Source organism: Paenibacillus ottowii (assembly GCF_006874425.1).
GTDB lineage: Bacteria > Bacillota > Bacilli > Paenibacillales > Paenibacillaceae > Paenibacillus > Paenibacillus ottowii.
In genome coordinates this window covers 592,424-610,993 of the sequence record NZ_VIJZ01000003.1, presented here as the reverse complement: position 1 = coordinate 610,993, position 18,570 = coordinate 592,424, and the positions used below count along the sequence as shown (strand labels likewise).

Genomic DNA, 18,570 nt, shown 5'->3' with positions numbered 1-18,570 from the left:
TTAGCGCGTCAGCTCAAAATCAGAGTGTCTGTGGGCACTCCACGGAGGAATGAAATATGTCAACTGTAGTCGTTGTGGGGACACAATGGGGAGACGAAGGCAAAGGTAAAATCACGGACTATCTGGCGGAAAGCGCTGAAGTGGTGGCCCGTTACCAAGGCGGAAACAATGCTGGTCATACGATTCTCATTGACGGTAAAAAGTATAAGCTGAGCCTGATTCCATCCGGCGTTTTTTATGAAGATAAAAAGTGTGTTATTGGCAACGGCATGGTAGTGAATCCAGCCGCTCTTATTGAAGAAATTACTTATATTCATGATAATGGTTTTTCCACAAAAAATCTGGTCATTAGTGACCGCGCACATGTCATTATGCCTTACCATATGACGCTGGACGTACTGGAAGAAGACCGCAAAGGTCCTAACAAAATTGGTACGACTCGCAAAGGGATCGGCCCTGCTTATATGGATAAAGCTGCACGTAACGGTATCCGAATTGCTGATTTGCTGGATGCGGAGGAGTTCGAGAAAAAGCTGCGCCATCTGACGAAGGAAAAGAATCAAGTGATTGAACAAGTATACGGTGGCGAGCCGCTGGATGTTGAAGAAATATTGAAACAGTATCTGGAGTATGCTGAGTTTATCCGTCCTTATGTAGCAGATACATCTGTTGTGCTGAACGATGCAATCGACGCGAATCGTAAGGTATTGTTTGAGGGTGCACAAGGCGTTATGCTCGATATCGACCAAGGTACGTATCCATACGTTACGTCCTCTAACCCGTCGGCTGGGGGCGTTTGTATCGGTTCCGGCGTGGGACCGTCCAAGATTCAACAAGTGATCGGGGTAGCTAAATCGTACACAACCCGTGTAGGTGATGGACCCTTCCCAACCGAGCTGCATGATGAAATCGGCGATTATATTCGTGAAACAGGTCATGAGTACGGTACGGTTACAGGTCGTCCACGCCGCGTAGGCTGGTTTGACAGCGTTGTTGTGCGCCATGCCCGTCGTGTTAGCGGATTAACGGGTCTGTCCCTGAACTCGTTGGACGTATTGACAGGCCTGAAAACAGTCAAAATCTGCACAGGCTACAAATACCGTGGCGAGATCATTACGCATTACCCAGCAAGCTTGAAAATGCTGGCAGAGTGCGAGGCGGTATATGAAGAAATGCCAGGCTGGAGCGAGGACATTACTGGCGTGAAAACATTGGAGGAGCTACCAGAGACTACCCGCCATTATGTACAACGTGTATCTGAGTTGACGGGCATCCCAATTGCTATCTTCTCGGTTGGCCGTAACCGCGATCAAACGAACCAAGTGCTTCCGATTTATTTGTAAAACATCCGTAGGATTCTATGAGGGCGTTATGCCTGTTCAATCATATAGTGATTCCTGCTCAATCAAGGAGAGAGAGGCGACTAATGCCTTTCTCTCCTTTTTTCATATAGATGTGTCTGTGCTAGTTTTACATATTCCAAGGGTTAAAAATCGTCATATCTCGTCAATACTGGTTTATATGCACTTCATGAGATACAACATGGCAAGTTGCGTATTAAGGGGGTAACGGGATATGAGGTGGCTTGGATGGCTGCTCAAAAAAGGGATGACCGTGGTGTTGGTCAGCGCGCTGACACTGGCAGTGACCGGTGTGGTCGTGAATGCTTATGTTCAATCGCTGTTGCGGCAATTCAACATTCAGCTGGATCAACAGCCGATATGGGGACTTGGCTGGCTAAAAGGTAGCACTGGTACTGATCAAAGTACAGGTACAAGGAAGAGCAAGACGACAGGGAGTGACTCTGGAAGTGTAACGCCGCCTGATAATGCTTTGCCTGTCATGGGACAGGGCTTAGAAGAAAACGGAAGTGAGACAGGTAGCGCATCCCATGACAAGGGCTCTCAGAAGGGGGCCGCGTCGGGGGGAACACCAAGCGGTGAGTCGCGTCAGCAGGCAGAAGGAACAGCTACACCTGAAACGAGTATCGAGGGTCATGATTTGGTCATTACGCCCGACCATCTGATGGAGAAGAAGAACAATTTGCCGGCGGACCAGAAGCAGGAGATTTTTACAATTCTCATGAATAAACTGCCACCGGAAGAGATGCAAAAAATATCAGCCGCGATGGAAGGTGGTCTTACCGAGCAGGAGCTGCAAGATATTCAGCAGGTGCTTGCGAAGTATTTGACCAAAGAGGAATATAACAAGCTGATGGGTATGCTTAAATAATGCATGAATAAAACACAAGAATGTATGGGCAGTGTTAATGCTCAAAACAGGACTGTAGAATCCGCGCCAGGCGCGGATTTTTTTGCGTCCAAGGAAGTAATTGGGGTGTAGTTGAATTCTTTGTAAAAGCTATGTTAAAGTAAACTGTGTTGTGAAAAGGTTAAATTTTTGAAACCTTTTACGTAACTATGCAATGTTAGATAGCGACTATTATCATAGATAAGCCTGCAAAATGGCTACTTTTATCGTGTAAACCGACAAAAATGAACGCATTTTATAGAGATAAGATATGCTGAGAGGGAGAGAACCATGGAGGTTTCTAAGGGAAAGTTATCACCAGACCACAGGAATGAAAATCCAAGTGTTGAAAGCAATTCTGCTAGCAAAGCAGGCAAAATAGCAACATGGTGGAACGGACGGAAAAGATGGTTGAATTGGACGGCAGGCGGCATTGTAATTGTTGGCGGTCTTATTTTTGCCAGTAATCAATATGTTGGTGCCAATACAGTTCCTTATTATAAAGTGTATGTTAAAGGCGTTGAGGTCGGCAGTATCCTGAATGAGCAGCAGCTTAAGCAGTTATACACAACGAAGAGCAAACAGTATAAAGACAAGTATCCTGGCGTGGAAATGGTGCTCAATACGAGTGCGGTAACGACGAGCACGGAAAAAGCATATAAGGCGGATGTCGACAGCGCAGCCACGCTGAAGAAGCTGGATGGTATGCTGACTGCTTATGCCAAAGGAGTAGAAGTGAAGGTCAACGGACAGACGGTTGGCATTGTAAAGGATAAAGCGACTGCACAAGCTGCTTTAAAGAAGGTGCAGAAGAAATACATACCTGCGGGTGAAGGTACGGCTACAGGCATCAAGGGGCTGGTTCGCAAAACATCCGTGGGTAGTAGTCATGCTAGCGCAAGTACTAAGGCGCCTAAGGCATGGCTGGAGTCTGCCAGTATCCGTGAAAAAATTGCATATGAGCCAGTAAAAGCAGATCCCAACAAGGTGCTGACGGAGGAAGAAGCGGTTAAGGTGTTGACCGAAGGGCGTGAAGCTCCTACAACCTATACGGTGCAGGAAGGCGATTCATTGTCGTCGATTGCTACCAAGTTCGATACGACGGCTTGGGAGATTAAGCAGAACAATCCCGGTCTGCGTGAGTTGTATTTGCAAATTGGGGACGAGTTGAAGGTCACGGCTCCGAAGGTACCTGTCACGGTACGAACGGTAGAAAAGGTCGTCGAGCAGATTGCCATCGAGCCTGAGGTAGAGATTCGCCAGAGCGATGAATTGAAGGCAGGGGCTACGAAAGTCGTTAGACCGGGACAAGCAGGTCTTAAAGAGATGGACTATCGTTTGACCAAAGAGAACGGTGAAGTTATACAAGAGGAATGGCTCGGTCAAAAGGTATTACAGCCGTCTGTTACCGAGGTGGTTCTAAGAGGAACGAAGGTCGAGGGGGAAGGCTCGGGTCAGTTTGCCTGGCCGACTGCGGGTGCAGTCATGACGAGCAGCTTCGGAGGACGCTGGGGACGTATGCATGAAGGTGTTGACCTGGTCGGCAATCATACGATTCAAGCTTCAGATGAAGGTGTCGTGTCATTTGCCGGTCAGCAGAATGGCTACGGTAATGTCATTATGATTGACCATGGCAACGGCTATCAAACAGTATACGGGCATTTGAGCAGTATTGGTGTTCATGTGGGACAGGTTGTTCAGCAAGGTGAAGCGATTGGTATCATGGGAAGCACCGGACGTTCCACAGGCACACATGTTCACTTTGAGATTCGCAAAAATAATACACCACAAAATCCGATGACGTATTTAAGATAGGATCTCTGTATATACACGGGATTTACATGATCATGGGATCAAGGAGAAAGGCCATGTTTTCTGCATGCTTAACAGCCATGTGCAGACATGGTTTTTTCTGCGTAAAGAAAAGGGTCTGGAAAAGTAATGGAATAGCGTACGGGTATGATAGAATAGAATAAGCATCTTATGTGCGCTAACAAACGAAAGTTAATGATAGATGATGATCCGTGAGAAGAGGTGAACGCTGTATGCAGGGGACGATTCTAGTAGTGGATGATGAACAGCCTATCGCTGATATTTTGAAATTTAATTTGGAAAAAGAGGGCTACCAGGTGATTTGCGCCTTCGATGGGATCAGCGCGGTGGATATCGCGGTTAAGCAACAGCCAGACCTGATTTTACTGGACCTGATGTTGCCGGGGATGGACGGTATGGACGTATGCCGCGAGGTGCGTGGACACCAGCTTCAGACGCCAATTATTATGCTGACTGCCAAGGACGGGGAAATCGATAAAGTGCTAGGGCTGGAGCTGGGAGCAGACGATTATGTAACGAAGCCATTCAGCACACGTGAATTGCTGGCACGGGTGAAGGCACAAATGCGTAGACAGCAACGCGGTGTGACAGGCACACCGGAAAGCCGCCCACAGGAGGATAAGCAGGGGCTGCGCGTAGGCGATCTCTTTTTTGATACGGATATGTATACAGCTTATAAAAACGGAACACCCCTTGATCTGACGCACCGCGAGTATGAGCTTCTATATTATATGGCGAAAAATGCAGGTAAGGTCATGACTCGCGAGCATTTGCTTCAAGCGGTATGGGGGTTTGAATACTACGGGGATGTGCGGACGGTAGACGTGACGATCCGGCGGTTGCGCGAGAAGATTGAGGAAAACCCGAGCAAGCCGGAGACCATCCTGACACGACGTGGCCTCGGGTATATCGTGAGCGGGGGCAAAGGTGGCCTGCGGGCATGAGATGGCTGTCTTTTTTTCGCACCATTCATGCCAAGCTGATTATTATCTATGTGCTGCTGATTTTGGTGGCTATGCAATTGATTGGAGTCTATTTTGTCAGCTCGATGAAGAACTCTTTGACGAGTAATTTTACGCAGGATTTGCAAGCACGGGCAGAGATGCTGTCCGTGCTGGCGGAGCAGGATCTGAGCGGAAGTGACGGCAAAATGGAAGAAGACAGTGTTGAAAGTCTGCGTGCACGTGTAAATAATTTGTTTGATTTCAGCGGTGCGGAAATTCAGGTGCTGGATGCCAGTGGCAAAGTACTGATTACTTCTCAAGGCTCTCATGCTGACTATGTCGGACGTAAAAATACGCAGACCGTGGTTAGCCGCGCACTTCAAGGAATCCGCGATAACGAGGAGTATATGGTGGACGAAGATAACGTCCGCAAGAAAGTCGTCGCCAAGCCTGTCATCAGCCAAGGCAAAATCGTCGGCGCAGTGTACATCGCTGCTTCCATGGCTGAGCTGTACGATACGATGAAACGCATTAACAATGTGTTTCTCTCGGGTATGCTGATTGCGCTCGCACTGACGGCTGTGCTGGGCGTGGTGCTGGCCCACACAATTACGCATCCGATCAAAGTGATGACACGGCATGCAACGGAGGTCGCAGAGGGCAAATTTGACCAGCAGATGCCAGTGTTTGGCGAAGATGAGATCGGCAGGCTGAGCGTGGCCTTTAACTATATGACAGGACGTCTACGTGAGGCACTGTCGCAGAATGAGGAGGAGAAGGAGAAGCTCTCCTCCATCTTGACCAATATGAGCGACGGTGTGGTCGCTACCGACGATCATGGCCGGGTCATTCTGGTCAATCGCCGGGCCAGCGCTATGCTGGGCGTGAACGAGAATGAAATGACCGGCAGACACATCGCGGTGCTGCTAGGGATCGATCCCGAGGAAACCGAGGCCCTGTACAGCGGCTCGTCCGCTTCTACGCTCTTGCAGCTGGAGCCGGCAGGTCAGGATGAACCCATCGTCATCCGCGTGACCTTTACGCCGATTCATCGGCGCGAATTTGGTATTACCGGCACGATTGCCGTGCTCCAGGACGTGACAGAGCAGGAGGAGATGGAGACGACGCGGCGGGAATTCGTAGCCAATGTATCCCATGAGCTGCGCACACCGCTGACGACGATCCGCAGCTATGCGGAAGCGCTGGATGAAGGCGCGCTGACTGAGCCGCAGCTTGCGGAGCGTTTTGTGGGTGTGATCCGCAACGAGACGGAGCGTATGATCCGGCTGGTTACAGATTTGCTGCATCTATCGCGGCTCGATTCCAATGAAGCGCCTTTGCGGATGCAGCCTGCCGATGTGATGGAGATGCTGGACGAGGTTGCGGATCGGTTTTCGTTTCAAATGAAAGAAAAGCACATTCGCTCAGGCATGTTTGTAGAGCGAGGGATTGGCAAGGTCGTGATCGACCGCGATCAGATTGATCAGGTGCTGGACAATTTGATGTCCAATGCATTGAAATATACGCCAGAAGGTGGAAGTATTCGGATTGAAGCCCGCCGCAACAATGAGGGCATGCTGGCTATTTCGGTACAGGATACTGGAATTGGCATTCCGAAAAAAGATCTGGACCGGATTTTTGAACGGTTTTATCGTGTAGACAAGGCGAGATCGCGCAATATGGGTGGCACGGGACTGGGCCTGTCGATTGCCCGGGAAATTGTAAAGGCCCATGGAGGCCAGATTTTCCTGGAGTCTGAATATGGACAGGGAACGTGTACGACCTTTACGCTGCCTATGCCGGGTGAAGGGAGGGAAGCACAGTGAAGGAACGTTTGAAGTCCTGGACGCTTGTTTTGCTGGTAGCTTCCAGCCTGGTTCAGACTTATTTTTTGATCTATCGTCTTCCGGGCAGTGATTCTGTACTCACTTCAGAAACGAACTATGTTAAAACTGAAAGCATGGGGCAGGAGAAAAAGATTGAAAACCTTGTATTCCCTGATAGGATGCTAATTCATCAAGGTGAGAAGAAACATACCGTTTTTTATCCAGGGGTTACTTTTTACGATTTAATTTATAGACGGCTGGAAAGCCGGAGTTTTAATAATTTCCAACGTCGGAGTATCCAGTCAGCGGACTGGGCACGGATTCGCAGCGAGAATGAGGGGATTGAACTATCATTTTCAGGCGGAGTTCCGGTTTCGTTATTGGAACGGGTCATGCGTCTGACGCCGGATTCGGTATTTCAGGGAGAAACCATTAACCGCATCTGGATCTATATCGACGAAAAGAATGCCAAGCCGCATGCGCTCTTTTTCAGTGCCAGAGGCGATGTGGTGTATGAGGCGAACCAGTTCGATATGACGGTAGAAGACATTCGGCAGCACGTGAATTTTGGGAAAAATGCTCCGTTGTACAAGCTGGTGAATAATCAGTACTACATTCCCGTGAATGACCTGGAGACTGTACAGCCTGTCGTATATGCCGGGTTGTTTACGACGGAACAGATGCAGCGGAATTTATTTTTTGATCCGGGGATTACGCGCAATATTCAGGAAAAAGACGGTTCCCAGATTTATACAGATAGCAAGCGTAGCCTACAGATCAAGCAGGATCAACGTTGGATGAGCTATACCGATCCCAGTGCACCGGGTGCGGATGGAAGCAGCCCGATTAGGGACGTGTTGGCCGCAGTTGATTTTGTGAACCAGCATGGCGGCTGGGATGCTTCATATCAGATGAAATTGAGAAGCAGCGATGAAAATCGCACGAGTGTGATGTTCCAGCAGTATTATGGTGCTTATCCGGTGCTGGACACGCCATCGTTCCGGTTTGGTACGATTTCATTGCAGATCCAGCAGGAAACGGCATCTGTCTATGACCGTTCGTTGCTGTACCTCAAGGGCGGCGAGCAATCGTCGAAGAAAGTATTGCTGCCCGGTGGCGAGGTCTTGGAGAAACAACTGCAAACGGTGGGCGAAGGCAAGACGATTAGAGATTTGGCTCCTGTATATCAACCGGAGCTGATCAATGACGGGTTGAAGCTTGTCCCTGAGTGGCGTGTTGCGTTCAGCGATGGTTCTGTAGCAGAGATTCATGCTGTTCCTGTAACGACAGCATCCAATACAACATCAACGAAGTCAGATCAAGAGACAAAGAGATGACAGGAAGGGGGAACGGGAATGGATTGGAGCCGCGCTAAAAACGTACTGATCTGTACATTTTTGCTGCTCAATGTGGTATTGGGTTATCAACTGTGGCACGATGCGCAGGAAACGGCCGGACCGAATCTGGATTTTACTTCACTGGATGAAAACACGCAGCGTTTAATGGAAGAGAAAAGCATTCAGGTGCTGGCTCCGATTCCCGGAGATACCCCGCAGCTGCCCAAGCTTTCTTATACCTACGTCCATAGTGGAGAGAAAGGTGACCTTGTGCAGCTGCTGAGACCGGTAGACAGCAAGCTGGTATTCACGCATGATGCACTAGTGGAAGCACTGGAGTTGCAAATCAAGGATATCGATAACTATCAGTATGATCCGTTGGATGTTCAGGAGGAGCTCGTGCCCGGACAGGCAGATGCTTTTGTACTGCATCCGTTGGTACAGGGCAAGTGGCCGCTCTTTAATGTGAAGCTGGCCCTGTTTTACAGCAATCAGAAAATTACAGGATATCGCAAAATTGAGGTGGAGCTTCAGCCTTCGGATGAAGCAAAGAAAATGCTGCCTGCGTCCAAAGCCTTGGCCAGGCTAATCGACGGCTATTTGCCGCGTGACTCTGTAGTGAAGGATATTCGGCTTGGATATTACGGACAAACCTTTAACTCTGATAGTCAGGTGGCTGCTCCGGTGTGGCGGTTTATGCTGGACAATGGAAAAGGTGTGTATTATGTGCAGATGAACGGAGATGTCATCAGTCCAAAGACAGAACATACAGAAGGGTCTTGAACAGATATGGGGATTTCTTTTACCGTGCTGTCGAGCGGTTCGACCGGCAACGCTACCGTTGTGCGGAACGAAGACACGACATTGCTCATTGACGCAGGTCTCAGCGCAAAGCGTATTGACGAGCTGCTGAAAGAACGCGATTTGAGCGGAGAAGAATTGGATGGTATTTTGGTGACGCATGAGCATTCCGATCATGTTAAAGGACTAGGCGCCATGGCGCGTAAATATAATTTACCTATATATGCTAACGAGAAGACATGGTCTGCCATCAGCAATGCTGTTGGACAAATCGCGGATGATAATCGCAGAATATTGGAGACAGGTGCAACACGGGAATTTGAATCATTGCGTGTAGAGTCATTTGGCATCTCCCATGATGCGGCTGAGCCCGTAGGATACAGCTTTTATGATGGGTCAGAGAAGCTTAGCGTAGCGACTGATCTCGGCTATGTCAGCGATAAGGTAAAACAAGCAATATCAGATGCAGATGTATTGGTGCTGGAGGCTAATCATGATGTAGAAATGCTGCGGATGGGCCGGTATCCTTGGAACATCAAACGCCGTATTCTCAGCGATATCGGTCACTTATCCAATGAGATGGCAGGTGCGATTCTTAGCGAGCTGTTGACCGGACGGACAAAGCGAACGTACCTGGCGCATTTGAGCCGCGACCACAATATGATGGAACTTGCGAAGATGACCGTACGCGGTGCGATGGAAGACCGCGGCTGTTTTTACAAGGATAGTGAGTTTCGATTGTGTGATACGTATTATGATCGTCCTACACCTTGGGATAAGGTAAGTGAGCCATAAAGCTGTCCAGTTCGGCGGCTTTGCGCTCAACCTCTTCACGGGTTACTATGCCTTTATCTACCAGTAGTTCAATCAATGTACTTAGCGCCAGTGTATTACGGTAGTGCTCGTCTTTCAAATCCGCAAGTTTGGCTGCCATGCGCACTTCATCCATAGCGGAACGATGGGAATTCATCATATATTCCTCCTGTAAAAATATTTTTAAAATGGCCTGCAATAAGCTTGGTTCTGTCTGTGGTTTTGCCGAGTGCTGTGATACAATAAAGCTAACAACAGAAAGCTTTCTGTAGGAAGGCTCTCATCGAAAGTATAGGCTGCTTTAAGCGGACGGGAACAAGCCAGAACGTCTCTATGAGACGATCATTTTGTAATAGAATAGAAGACTTGTTACTATTGTAGTCCATTGGTTTGGAAATCATTCCTCTTTTTCCCTCTATTCGGAGTTAAATTCGGCGTGTATGCTAATTTATGAGATTTGGTTGCTTAGGAAAGTGCCATTTGTGGTGATTAATAAGTAGGCCGAAACGATGAGTAGCTGGATTCCGATGGTAGGGGATATTCAATCCATTTGTGATGTTCAACGGAGCAGGTTCTCTGTAGCATAGGTTGGCGCAAGCCCGAATAGCCCTAATTTTTTAGTGAGTGTCGGTGCATGACAACGAAGGGGAGAGGATTAGCATGGGCTTGTTTGAAGATGATTTTTATTCAACGAAGGTCTCCACGCGTGCGGCTAAAAAAACAGCATTTAAAGCACGTCGTGGAGGACGGGGACGTTGGCCGCACAGGAATCACCGGGTAAGCCCGGTGCAGGCTGCTGTCATTAGCGGTGCGGTTAGTGCAGTGGTTGCCGTGCTGCTGTTCAGCTTTATTACAGGTCTGCCCTCCACTACAGCAGTAACCGGAGCAAGTCATTATCCCTTGCGGCAAGCAGCGGGCGATCCGTATGACCGGATTGTGCAAGCGGCAGCCAAGGTACGCCCAGCTGTCGTCAGCATCGTAAACTTGAAAGGGGAAGACGGTCACAGTACGGAACAATCAGCGCTTGGATCGGGCGTCATTTTCCGGGTGAGCTCAGGCAAAGCCTTTATTATGACGAACAACCATGTCATCGAAGGATCGGATGATCTGGATATTGTAACCGTAGATGGTGTGAGAAAAGAGGCGAAGCTGGTCGGAAAGGATCGCATTAGTGATATCGCCGTACTGGCCGTTGATGATAAAGGCATTAGCACAGTAGCGGATATCGGGGACTCCAGCAAGCTTCGTCTGGGCGAGACGGTCATTGCGATTGGCAACCCGCTCGGATTGGGAGACACGCTGACCTCCGGTATTGTGAGCTATACGAATCGCATCATTCCCATTTCCATCAATCAGGACGGTGTATATGACTGGGAGCAGCATGTAATTCAGACCGATGCGGCGATTAATGAAGGAAACAGCGGCGGCGCGCTGGTCGATCTGGACGGACGTGTGATTGGCATCAATACGATGAAAATCGCCGATACAGGTGTGGAAGGACTGGGCTTCGCCATTCCCGCCAATGAGGTAATGAAGACGGTGAATGAACTGGTTGAGGACGGCAAGATCACCCGCCCTTATCTGGGAGTGTACACCGTAGATCTCAATAATGAATATGCACCGCTCGATGAAACTCAGCGCAAGGAACTCAAGCTGCCTGACAGTGTAAAAAATGGTGCCGTTGTTCTGGAGGCTCATGGTCCTGCCAAGGAGAGCGGCTTGAAGTTGAACGATGTGATTACAGCGTTTGACAGTGAACCGATTAACTCTACGCTTGATTTGCGTCGCTATCTGTACGATAACAAGAAGATTGGCGATGAGCTGAAAGTGACCTTTTACCGGGCCGGCAAGGAAGAGTCGGTGACGTTAAAATTAACAGATAAGCCGGAAGGCTAAAGTTGAATGGTATACTTAACTATAAAGAAGGCGCTCTCCGGCTCATTTCCGGGAACGCCTTTTTTGATTTATGCTGTGGCTTAGATTAAGATGCTGTTCCCGTCACACGGGTTCCGCTCTTGGTGATCTTGTATGTCACTACATCTCCGCTCCAGAAGTGGAACTTCAACGTGACTTCACCATCCTTCACACTGTTGAAGAATTCAGGCAGTAGCTTGATGCCATGGGTATCATAGGCAGGGGCAAACGTATTACCAAACTCTTTATAAGGTGTCCAGTCCTGTGGACCAGCATTGCCACCATTCGTATACACGGCTTCCATCGTCGCAAGCTGGCTACCACGGAAGTCTGTTGGAATAGTAAAGGCTTGCGTAGTCCCTTCGACAGTACTTAATTTTGGTGTATCATACACGACGACTCTAAAATTCCAATCTGCCCCCTTAGTAAACTTGGCGGTCATTACAGCATTCTCGCCATATTTACCAGAGGTAATTAGACTGGTGAGCAAGCTGGCTTTGAAGGTTAACGTGTCTCCACTCAGCGTGTAGTCGGTGTCCTGTTTCAGTTGCTTACTGCCGGCATGGAGTGACTTCAACTGGTTGCCATTCAGGTTTAAAGTGACCTGGGTATCCTGAACAGGAGAGCCTTTCTTCAAGTGAATGAGATCACTAGAGAAGGAATGATCGAACCGAAGCCGTCTGCTGACATGTTGGAGAAATATCCCCATTTCCGTGAAGATCTGAACGTCAGTAATTTTCTCATTTTTAAGACCCAACGTCAGGGATAGCGGGCAAGCCCTTTCCTTTCTGCGTCAAGTGTGGTAGAACAAAAGAAGGCAGTTTTGACACACCTACAACAGGAAGAGCTTCAAACGGAAAGGGATGCAACGGAATGTACGTGGTATGTAAAGAGCATGTGGAACTGGCAATTGATATGTTCGTCGATGAATACGAGGATGCACCGGATGTCGTCGATCTCAAAGAAACGAAATTTTCGGATTGGGACCCTCCAGTGAAGTGCAAGGAATGTGAGAATAAAGCAGAATTTTTGGTCGTCTAAACAACAAGCACGGGCGTTTCGGGGAGAAACGTCCTTTTTGTATTTATCCCCACCACGTACTGAGACAGGAGTGAACGATGGATGGACCCTTTGCTGCATTCACTGTTCCGTCCGCTTCAAGTCAATGGAAGTGATCCCTCTACATATTATATTGAACATAACCCGTCTGCTGCGCTGAGAGCTTACGTAGCCTGTTATTGGGAGTCTGGCCCGGCTACTAGAGAAATCCCTGGAGGGAATATGACAGTATCGGGTAGAGACACAGCTTCATTAGGCTGGCTGGAGGAAGTAGAGGCAGTGGACCGGGTATTACCTGATGGTTGTACGGATATTCTATTAGAATACGACCCGGTGAGTAAGCGTCAGGAACTCTCATACTGCGGGACGTTTACACATCCGTTCGTGTCTACCAGACAAGCAGGGTCCGGAACACGTATTTTTGCAGTGCGGTTTTTCCCCGGTGGAGCACATTATTTTCATGGGATGCCGACTCATTTGTTTACAGGCAGTAATTATTGCTTGGAAGAGATATGGCCTGAAAATGTCGAGATCATAGGTGAGCGTATTTTGGGGGCACGAGACTTTAATGAACGGGTGCGCATAATGGATCAGTATCTCAACCAACTTCTACTAAGTCGTAGGATAAGCGATTGTGACCTGATGAAAAACCTGCTGCATCGCATCTTTATGAGCGGTGGGAGTGTGGGTGTCAAGGAGCTTGCGGAGCGTGAGGCGATCAGTGAAAGACAGCTCAACCGTAAATTTGGGCAATGGATCGGGATTAGCCCCAAGAAGTTCAGTGAAGTCGTCCGCTTCCAGAGTGTTCTGCACAGTATTCAGAGTGTTGGTTCTGTCGATTCGATGGAGTTGGCATTGAAGCACAGCTTTTTTGACCAAGCGCATCTGATCCGTGATTTTCGCAGATTTTATGGAGCTTCCCCGCTTACAGCGGCTAAGGACTTTCGGAGGTTGTCCGATTTTTACAATACACGTTCGGAGCCCTCGGCTATACTCAAAATATGAAGAAAAAGGCAAAGGAGAGATGTGGATATGAGTGGAACGCTACAAGTTCGCGATCATCTGCTGAATGAGCTGGAGACTGGGGTACGGACGGGGGAAGCCTTAATTCGTAAAATACGTCCAGAGGATTGGGACTTTCGCCCACAGGACAATTTCCGCTCGCTGCTGGAGTTAGTGCACCATTTTGTGCTTATTCCGGCTTCGGATCTTGCGATTATGCAGGAGAAGTCCGAGGCAGAAGTAGGAGAGATTGAAAAGAGCCTGTCCGGGGTGGAAGATCCTGAGCGCTTGGCTGCGACTTTCAGGCAGAATTTCGAGACTTATAAGGCTTACATTCTTTCGATTAGCGAAGAAGATTATCTGAATCGTTCGACGAAGGCCTTTTATATGGAGCATGGGCATTTACAGGTTCAATGGCAGATTGAAACCGTGACCCATGTGTTCCATCACCGCTCGCAGATCTATAATTATCTGAAGCAACTGGGACATGAAGTGAGCTTTTTTATGTTGTATGCGTGAGTTTTTATATAAAAGGTTTGAAGGGCACCTGTGTGGTGCTCTTTTTTGGTTTTATTCAAGGCTTTTTTGGGTGGAGTGACTTAGTTGAACGCGCGTGAAACTTCTTTACTAACACGTCTAAGAATCTCGATTTGTTCTTCATTCAATCTGCTGGTGAGCGCAACAAACTCATCTATCGCCTCTTGCCGAATCATTTCGTCTGTAGTCATATGTTCTTTGGAAAACATCAACTCACTGATAGACACGTTTAAGGCGGTTAGCACTTTCTCCAGAGTATCAATTGAAAAGTTCCTTTCGCCACGCTCTAGTGATCCGATATATGCATCATCTAATCCTGAAAGCTCCGCAAGTTGTTGCTGTGTTAATCCCTTAGCCTTCCGAATTGCTCTAATTCTTTCTCCAACCGAATTCCGTAATTTTGTCATATTACCACCTCATATCAAGCTTATGGAAGATGAAGTGTAAAAGTCAGATAGAATGGAATAGTTTAATGCTTTTTTTGCTGTAATTCAACTAAACCAACAATGTTTTTAGTAATAGTAGTAAGAATTTCGAGCTCTGTTGTTTCTCTTGAATTTATGAGTAACATAAGTTCATTTATGATTTGTTTTCGATCTGTATTTTCATCGAATTGGAAAAGTTCAAAGGGTGGAACCTTTAACGCTAGAATTATTTTTTCCAACGTCTCCAATGAAATATTTCGATCTCCACGTTCAACTCCGCCAATATAACTGTAATGGAGTCCTGCTGCTTCTGCCAGTTGTTCCTGTGTCCATCCTTTAGCCTTTCTTAGCTCCCGTATCCGATTTCCGACACTTTCTGGTAAACTCATGTGATCACCTCCACTTAAGGTTAGAAGAGGAGAGAATATGGTTACAGACCATTTTATGCAAAATAAAATAACAAAAAACTGTACTCTTAAGTACTTTTTATATTGACCGCCTTTTTCACTTTCTATACAATTGGATGTAAATGGGAATATGAGGAGAGACTACTCTTGGAAACTTCTATCCTGAAATCACTCAAACCGGACATCATTGTTGAAATGTTGGAGATGGCTGTAGCTTTTGAAAATTGGAAAAAGGTGATGGAGACGGCGGATATCTTGTATCAATGTGTCCAGCATATCTACGAGGAACGGCAGTATCATAAAGCAATGAAATTACCCATCCCGCATGTGAATTTAGAACGCCCGTTGGTATATTATTTTGGGATCAGTCACCTGATGTGCGGAATGGCTCACCAGCACCAGGGTGCATATGAGCAGGCAAGGGAGTGCATTTATAAGTATGCTGAGCTAGGGTGGATGGAGGATTTAGAGAAAGAAAACAATCAGGTTGTTGAGGAATTCAGGTTTCTAGCCAAAACTAATTTATATGCAGTGGATATTTTGTCTGGAAATATAGAGCTGGTCGAGGAATACGTAGCCTTTTTGCAGGATAATCTAGAGGAAATATTACCAGGGCTGAATACCATATTACAGGCAGCGCTTAGGTATCATTTGGATGTGGCGGATATTTTACATACGTTTGCTGAGCAGATTGATGAATTTGAGAGTTATGAAGACGCAGAGAACATATCTTACTATTATAGCTACTGCTATCATTTGGCTTTGTACTATCGGAAGTACGGCAGATTACAGGATGCAGTGGGACTTACTGTGCGGGCGATGCAACTAGCTGATCAGTCGGGTAATGATCGTAATTGCAAGAAATGTATAGCATTGTTCGAATCATTACGGGAGTCAGCGACAGCGGAGCAAATCAGCGAATATCGACAGATGCTAATGCAGTGTCTTGATGAATACGAAACGGATAGGCATTTCATTGTGAAGAGTGTAAATGAATGATCCGCTATGATCTGAAAAGGGGATAGGCTCGTAACGGCGAGGAAATAGATAGGTAAGAGGCGTTTCAGGTGCTAAAATAACTATGTTACAGGTATGTTTTTAAGTTGAGGATCGTAAATGCGATTTTACATTATCATTCGACATAGATAGGGGTATGGAATTTGTTTATTCAGCTTATAGGTGTGGGGAAGTTAAAAGAGAAATATTTGGTTATGGGCATTCAGGAATACGCTAAACGGCTAGGGCCATACATCAAGTTCCAAATGATCGAGGTAGCGGATGAAAAGGCTCCTGACACACTGAGCGAGGCGGAAGTTCGACAGGTTAAGGAACGGGAAGGAGAGCGTATCCTTGCTCATGTGAAAAGTGAGGCACACGTCATTGTACTCGCCATCGATGGCAAACTGTGGAGCTCGGAAGAACTTGCTGAGGAATTGGACAAGCTCGGCACCTACGGTACAAGCCATGTTGTCTTTGTCATTGGTGGCAGTCATGGTCTCTCTGACGAAGTTCTCCGCCGTGCCCAGCAGAAGCTGAGCTTCGGAAGAATGACCTTGCCACATCAGCTGATGCGATTGGTACTGGTGGAACAGATTTATCGGGCGGTGAAGATTAATCGGGGTGAACCGTACCATAAATAAGGGCAAGTTTTTGTGGAGGTATTAAGAACGGTTTGTAATCCAAAATAAAAATTAGCTGTTAACGAAAGGAAAAACGCGCTATGGCGCGTTTTCTTCCTTAAACAGTCTCCAAAATGGTTTAAACTGATTTTTTATATACATCTGCAAAAACCTTTGCAAAGTCTCCAATCTTGACTTTGCCGAGGTGGTAGTCGGTGGCACGGAGGCTGGCGTAGAATTCGTCGGCGTTTTCACCCGCGCGGTACAATTGGGCGAAGCCGTTGGCGGTATTTTCATGGAAGCCGATTTTCTTCATATTTTCAGCGAGAGCTTCGACGGGAATTTGTTGGAATTTGGATTCGATATCATTTTCAGCAAGAGCATTTAGCCAGTCGTTGCTTGTGGCCCAATCGCTTACTACGAATTTCGTGCTTTTTCCCGCTGGGGTGTGAGAAATGAGAGCGTAAGCGACGTCCGCGATATCAACTGGGCTGACCCACCCTTGCGGGATGTCGGCTGAAATTGGACTGAAGAGGATTCGCTGGGCTTTGAGGCTTTGCATGTCGGCAAAAAGATTGCTGTAAAAGCCGACAGGGCGGATATGAACAACGTTCACGCCCTCGAGCGAGTTGAGCGCGTCTTCTGCAAAATGATAGCTGTAAAGGATGCCGGCGTTGGGGTTGTCAGCGCCGACTGAGCTGAGGTTGATGACGTTTTTCACGCCTGAGTTTAGAACGGCAGTCTTGTAATCTTCAGAAAGCTCGATGGCGGTCTGCCACATATCCGTGCCAGTGGCAAAATTGATGCCAGAAATCATGAGGTAAACGACGTCGCTGCCTGTGAAAGCCTTGGTGAGGAAGTCGACGTCACGGTTTGAGCCGACAGCAGCCTTGGCGCCGAGCGCCTTGATGTCGGCGATCCGATCTTTGGAGCTTGTGATGACGGTGACATCGTGACCATCTGCGATGAGGCGTGGAAGGTAGACACGATTGATATTGCCGAGTGAGCCGAGAACTGTGATTTTCATTGTGTTCTCTCCTTCTTTTTGATAAAGTGATGTCAGTGACTGACATTGGAGATCATTATGCGCTTGCTGAATACTGTTGTCAAGAAAAAATGTCAGTTACTGACCTTTTTGATAAATTGTAAAAAAATTACAAAAATAGGAATGGTAAAATGAATAGTAAAGAGAAACTGCAGGCGGCGGCCACGAAATTATTTATGGAAAAAGGCTATGAAAATACGACGGTGCAAGAGATTGCAAGCCTTGTAGGTGTGACGGAGAGAACCTTTTTCCGGCAATTCAAGGACAAGTCTGACGTGCTTTTCGACACAAGAAATGAGATGGGGCAGCAAGTCGCGGCTTTTATCACGGACCATTTTGACGTCGAGCAAAAGCCGCTGAAGCTTGCGGTTGATGGCTTTGCCTCGGTTTTTAGTTTTTTTGATGGCGAGCGGGAGAGGGTGCTGGCGCGGAATCAAATTATTCAAAGTAACCCTGATTTGCAGGAGCGTGAGCTGCTAAAAAGCCAGGCGCTGATTGAGTCTGTCACAAACGTCTTGTCTGTCAAATATGATAGCGAGCTGTCAGAGCTTGCCGCACGATTTGCGGTTGGAATTTTTCACATGGCTTTTAACAAATGGATTGAAAGTGCCGAGAAAGGCTTTGTGGAGCAGGTGCTCGCAGTTTATGAGGTGTATCAAAAACTCTGTCAGTACTGACAGAGTTTTTGATTATTGCGGCGCCGAAAGTCAGGTGACAAGAACATTGCCCAAATGAAGTCCTCATATCGAAGGCTTTTT

19 protein-coding genes and 2 pseudogenes are annotated in these 18,570 nt (G+C 47.4%); 16 read left to right on the top strand and 5 right to left on the bottom strand.

Annotated features, from left to right (window positions below; genetic code table 11):
• The first annotated feature begins 56 nt into the window (after positions 1–56).
• The 8 genes from FKV70_RS09805 (at position 57) to FKV70_RS09770 (ending at position 9,786) form a co-directional block, all read left to right on the top strand.
• Positions 57–1,343, top strand: a complete 1,287-nt coding sequence (locus FKV70_RS09805) for an adenylosuccinate synthase (RefSeq protein WP_142612722.1) — start codon at positions 57–59, stop codon at positions 1,341–1,343.
• Positions 1,344–1,575: 232 nt separating this feature from the next.
• A complete protein-coding gene (locus FKV70_RS09800) occupies positions 1,576–2,232 on the top strand; it encodes a hypothetical protein (RefSeq protein WP_142612721.1) in 657 nt (218 codons plus the stop codon).
• Between the two features lie 309 nt (positions 2,233–2,541).
• Entirely contained in the window at positions 2,542–4,065 is a 1,524-nt protein-coding gene (locus FKV70_RS09795) for a M23 family metallopeptidase (protein WP_142612720.1), read from the top strand.
• Between the two features lie 230 nt (positions 4,066–4,295).
• On the top strand, positions 4,296–5,027 hold the full coding sequence (gene yycF, locus FKV70_RS09790) for a response regulator YycF (RefSeq protein ID WP_142612719.1): 732 nt from the start codon (positions 4,296–4,298) through the stop codon (positions 5,025–5,027).
• Positions 5,024–6,853 carry a cell wall metabolism sensor histidine kinase WalK gene (gene walK, locus FKV70_RS09785; protein WP_063211719.1) on the top strand — a complete coding sequence of 610 codons (1,830 nt, stop codon included), beginning with the start codon at positions 5,024–5,026 and terminating at the stop codon, positions 6,851–6,853. Before yycF ends, walK begins: the two co-directional genes overlap by 4 nt.
• Positions 6,850–8,190, top strand: a complete 1,341-nt coding sequence (locus tag FKV70_RS09780; protein WP_142612718.1) for a YycH family regulatory protein — start codon at positions 6,850–6,852, stop codon at positions 8,188–8,190. Before walK ends, FKV70_RS09780 begins: the two co-directional genes overlap by 4 nt.
• A gap of 18 nt (positions 8,191–8,208) precedes the next feature.
• Entirely contained in the window at positions 8,209–8,973 is a 765-nt protein-coding gene (gene yycI / locus FKV70_RS09775; protein WP_063211723.1) for a two-component system regulatory protein YycI, read from the top strand.
• Between the two features lie 6 nt (positions 8,974–8,979).
• Entirely contained in the window at positions 8,980–9,786 is an 807-nt protein-coding gene (locus tag FKV70_RS09770; RefSeq protein ID WP_063211725.1) for an MBL fold metallo-hydrolase, read from the top strand.
• On the opposite strand, the gene FKV70_RS09765 is transcribed toward FKV70_RS09770, so the two are convergent.
• The gene (locus FKV70_RS09765) at positions 9,755–9,961 is read right to left on the bottom strand and encodes a hypothetical protein (protein ID WP_013373883.1); all 207 of its coding nucleotides are present in this window, start codon (positions 9,959–9,961) and stop codon (positions 9,755–9,757) included. The two genes, FKV70_RS09770 and FKV70_RS09765, sit on opposite strands and share 32 nt — an antisense overlap.
• A 503-nt stretch (positions 9,962–10,464) precedes the next feature.
• Here FKV70_RS09765 and FKV70_RS09760 point away from each other — a divergent pair.
• Positions 10,465–11,700, top strand: coding sequence for a S1C family serine protease (locus FKV70_RS09760; protein WP_064797517.1), 1,236 nt, complete (start codon positions 10,465–10,467; stop codon positions 11,698–11,700).
• An 85-nt stretch (positions 11,701–11,785) separates the two neighbouring features.
• On the opposite strand, the pseudogene FKV70_RS09755 reads toward FKV70_RS09760, so the two are convergent.
• Positions 11,786–12,373: pseudogene (locus FKV70_RS09755) on the bottom strand (X2-like carbohydrate binding domain-containing protein); the annotation flags it as partial.
• On the opposite strand from FKV70_RS09755, the pseudogene FKV70_RS26890 reads away from it, so the two are divergent.
• The 4 genes and pseudogenes from FKV70_RS26890 to FKV70_RS09735 all read left to right on the top strand — a co-directional run.
• Positions 12,374–12,487, top strand: a pseudogene (locus FKV70_RS26890) (SAM-dependent methyltransferase); the annotation flags it as partial. It abuts the pseudogene before it with no gap.
• A gap of 104 nt (positions 12,488–12,591) precedes the next feature.
• The gene (locus FKV70_RS09745) at positions 12,592–12,759 is read left to right on the top strand and encodes a CxxH/CxxC protein (protein ID WP_007433184.1); all 168 of its coding nucleotides are present in this window, start codon (positions 12,592–12,594) and stop codon (positions 12,757–12,759) included.
• A gap of 81 nt (positions 12,760–12,840) precedes the next feature.
• Positions 12,841–13,782 (top strand): AraC family transcriptional regulator, encoded by a 942-nt coding sequence (locus FKV70_RS09740; protein WP_142612717.1) that lies wholly within the window; start codon positions 12,841–12,843, stop codon positions 13,780–13,782.
• Positions 13,783–13,809: 27 nt separating this feature from the next.
• On the top strand, positions 13,810–14,298 hold the full coding sequence (locus tag FKV70_RS09735) for a DinB family protein (RefSeq protein WP_142612716.1): 489 nt from the start codon (positions 13,810–13,812) through the stop codon (positions 14,296–14,298).
• 80 nt (positions 14,299–14,378) lie between these two features.
• On the opposite strand, the gene FKV70_RS09730 is transcribed toward FKV70_RS09735, so the two are convergent.
• Positions 14,379–14,723, bottom strand: coding sequence for a helix-turn-helix domain-containing protein (locus FKV70_RS09730; protein WP_063211736.1), 345 nt, complete (start codon positions 14,721–14,723; stop codon positions 14,379–14,381).
• A gap of 62 nt (positions 14,724–14,785) precedes the next feature.
• Positions 14,786–15,130, bottom strand: a complete 345-nt coding sequence (locus FKV70_RS09725) for a helix-turn-helix domain-containing protein (RefSeq protein WP_142612715.1) — start codon at positions 15,128–15,130, stop codon at positions 14,786–14,788.
• Between the two features lie 165 nt (positions 15,131–15,295).
• Between FKV70_RS09725 and FKV70_RS09720 the strand changes: the two genes are divergently transcribed.
• A complete protein-coding gene (locus FKV70_RS09720; protein ID WP_142612714.1) occupies positions 15,296–16,147 on the top strand; it encodes a DNA-binding protein in 852 nt (283 codons plus the stop codon).
• Between the two features lie 161 nt (positions 16,148–16,308).
• Positions 16,309–16,788, top strand: a complete 480-nt coding sequence (gene rlmH, locus FKV70_RS09715; RefSeq protein WP_013312768.1) for a 23S rRNA (pseudouridine(1915)-N(3))-methyltransferase RlmH — start codon at positions 16,309–16,311, stop codon at positions 16,786–16,788.
• 118 nt (positions 16,789–16,906) lie between these two features.
• Here rlmH and FKV70_RS09710 read toward each other — a convergent pair whose 3' ends face one another.
• Positions 16,907–17,794 carry an NAD(P)H-binding protein gene (locus tag FKV70_RS09710; protein WP_142612713.1) on the bottom strand — a complete coding sequence of 296 codons (888 nt, stop codon included), beginning with the start codon at positions 17,792–17,794 and terminating at the stop codon, positions 16,907–16,909.
• A 149-nt stretch (positions 17,795–17,943) separates the two neighbouring features.
• On the opposite strand from FKV70_RS09710, the gene FKV70_RS09705 reads away from it, so the two are divergent.
• Positions 17,944–18,489: a TetR/AcrR family transcriptional regulator gene (locus FKV70_RS09705; RefSeq protein WP_142612712.1), complete on the top strand. Its 546-nt coding sequence runs from the start codon at positions 17,944–17,946 to the stop codon at positions 18,487–18,489.
• The last annotated feature ends 81 nt before the right edge of the window (positions 18,490–18,570 follow it).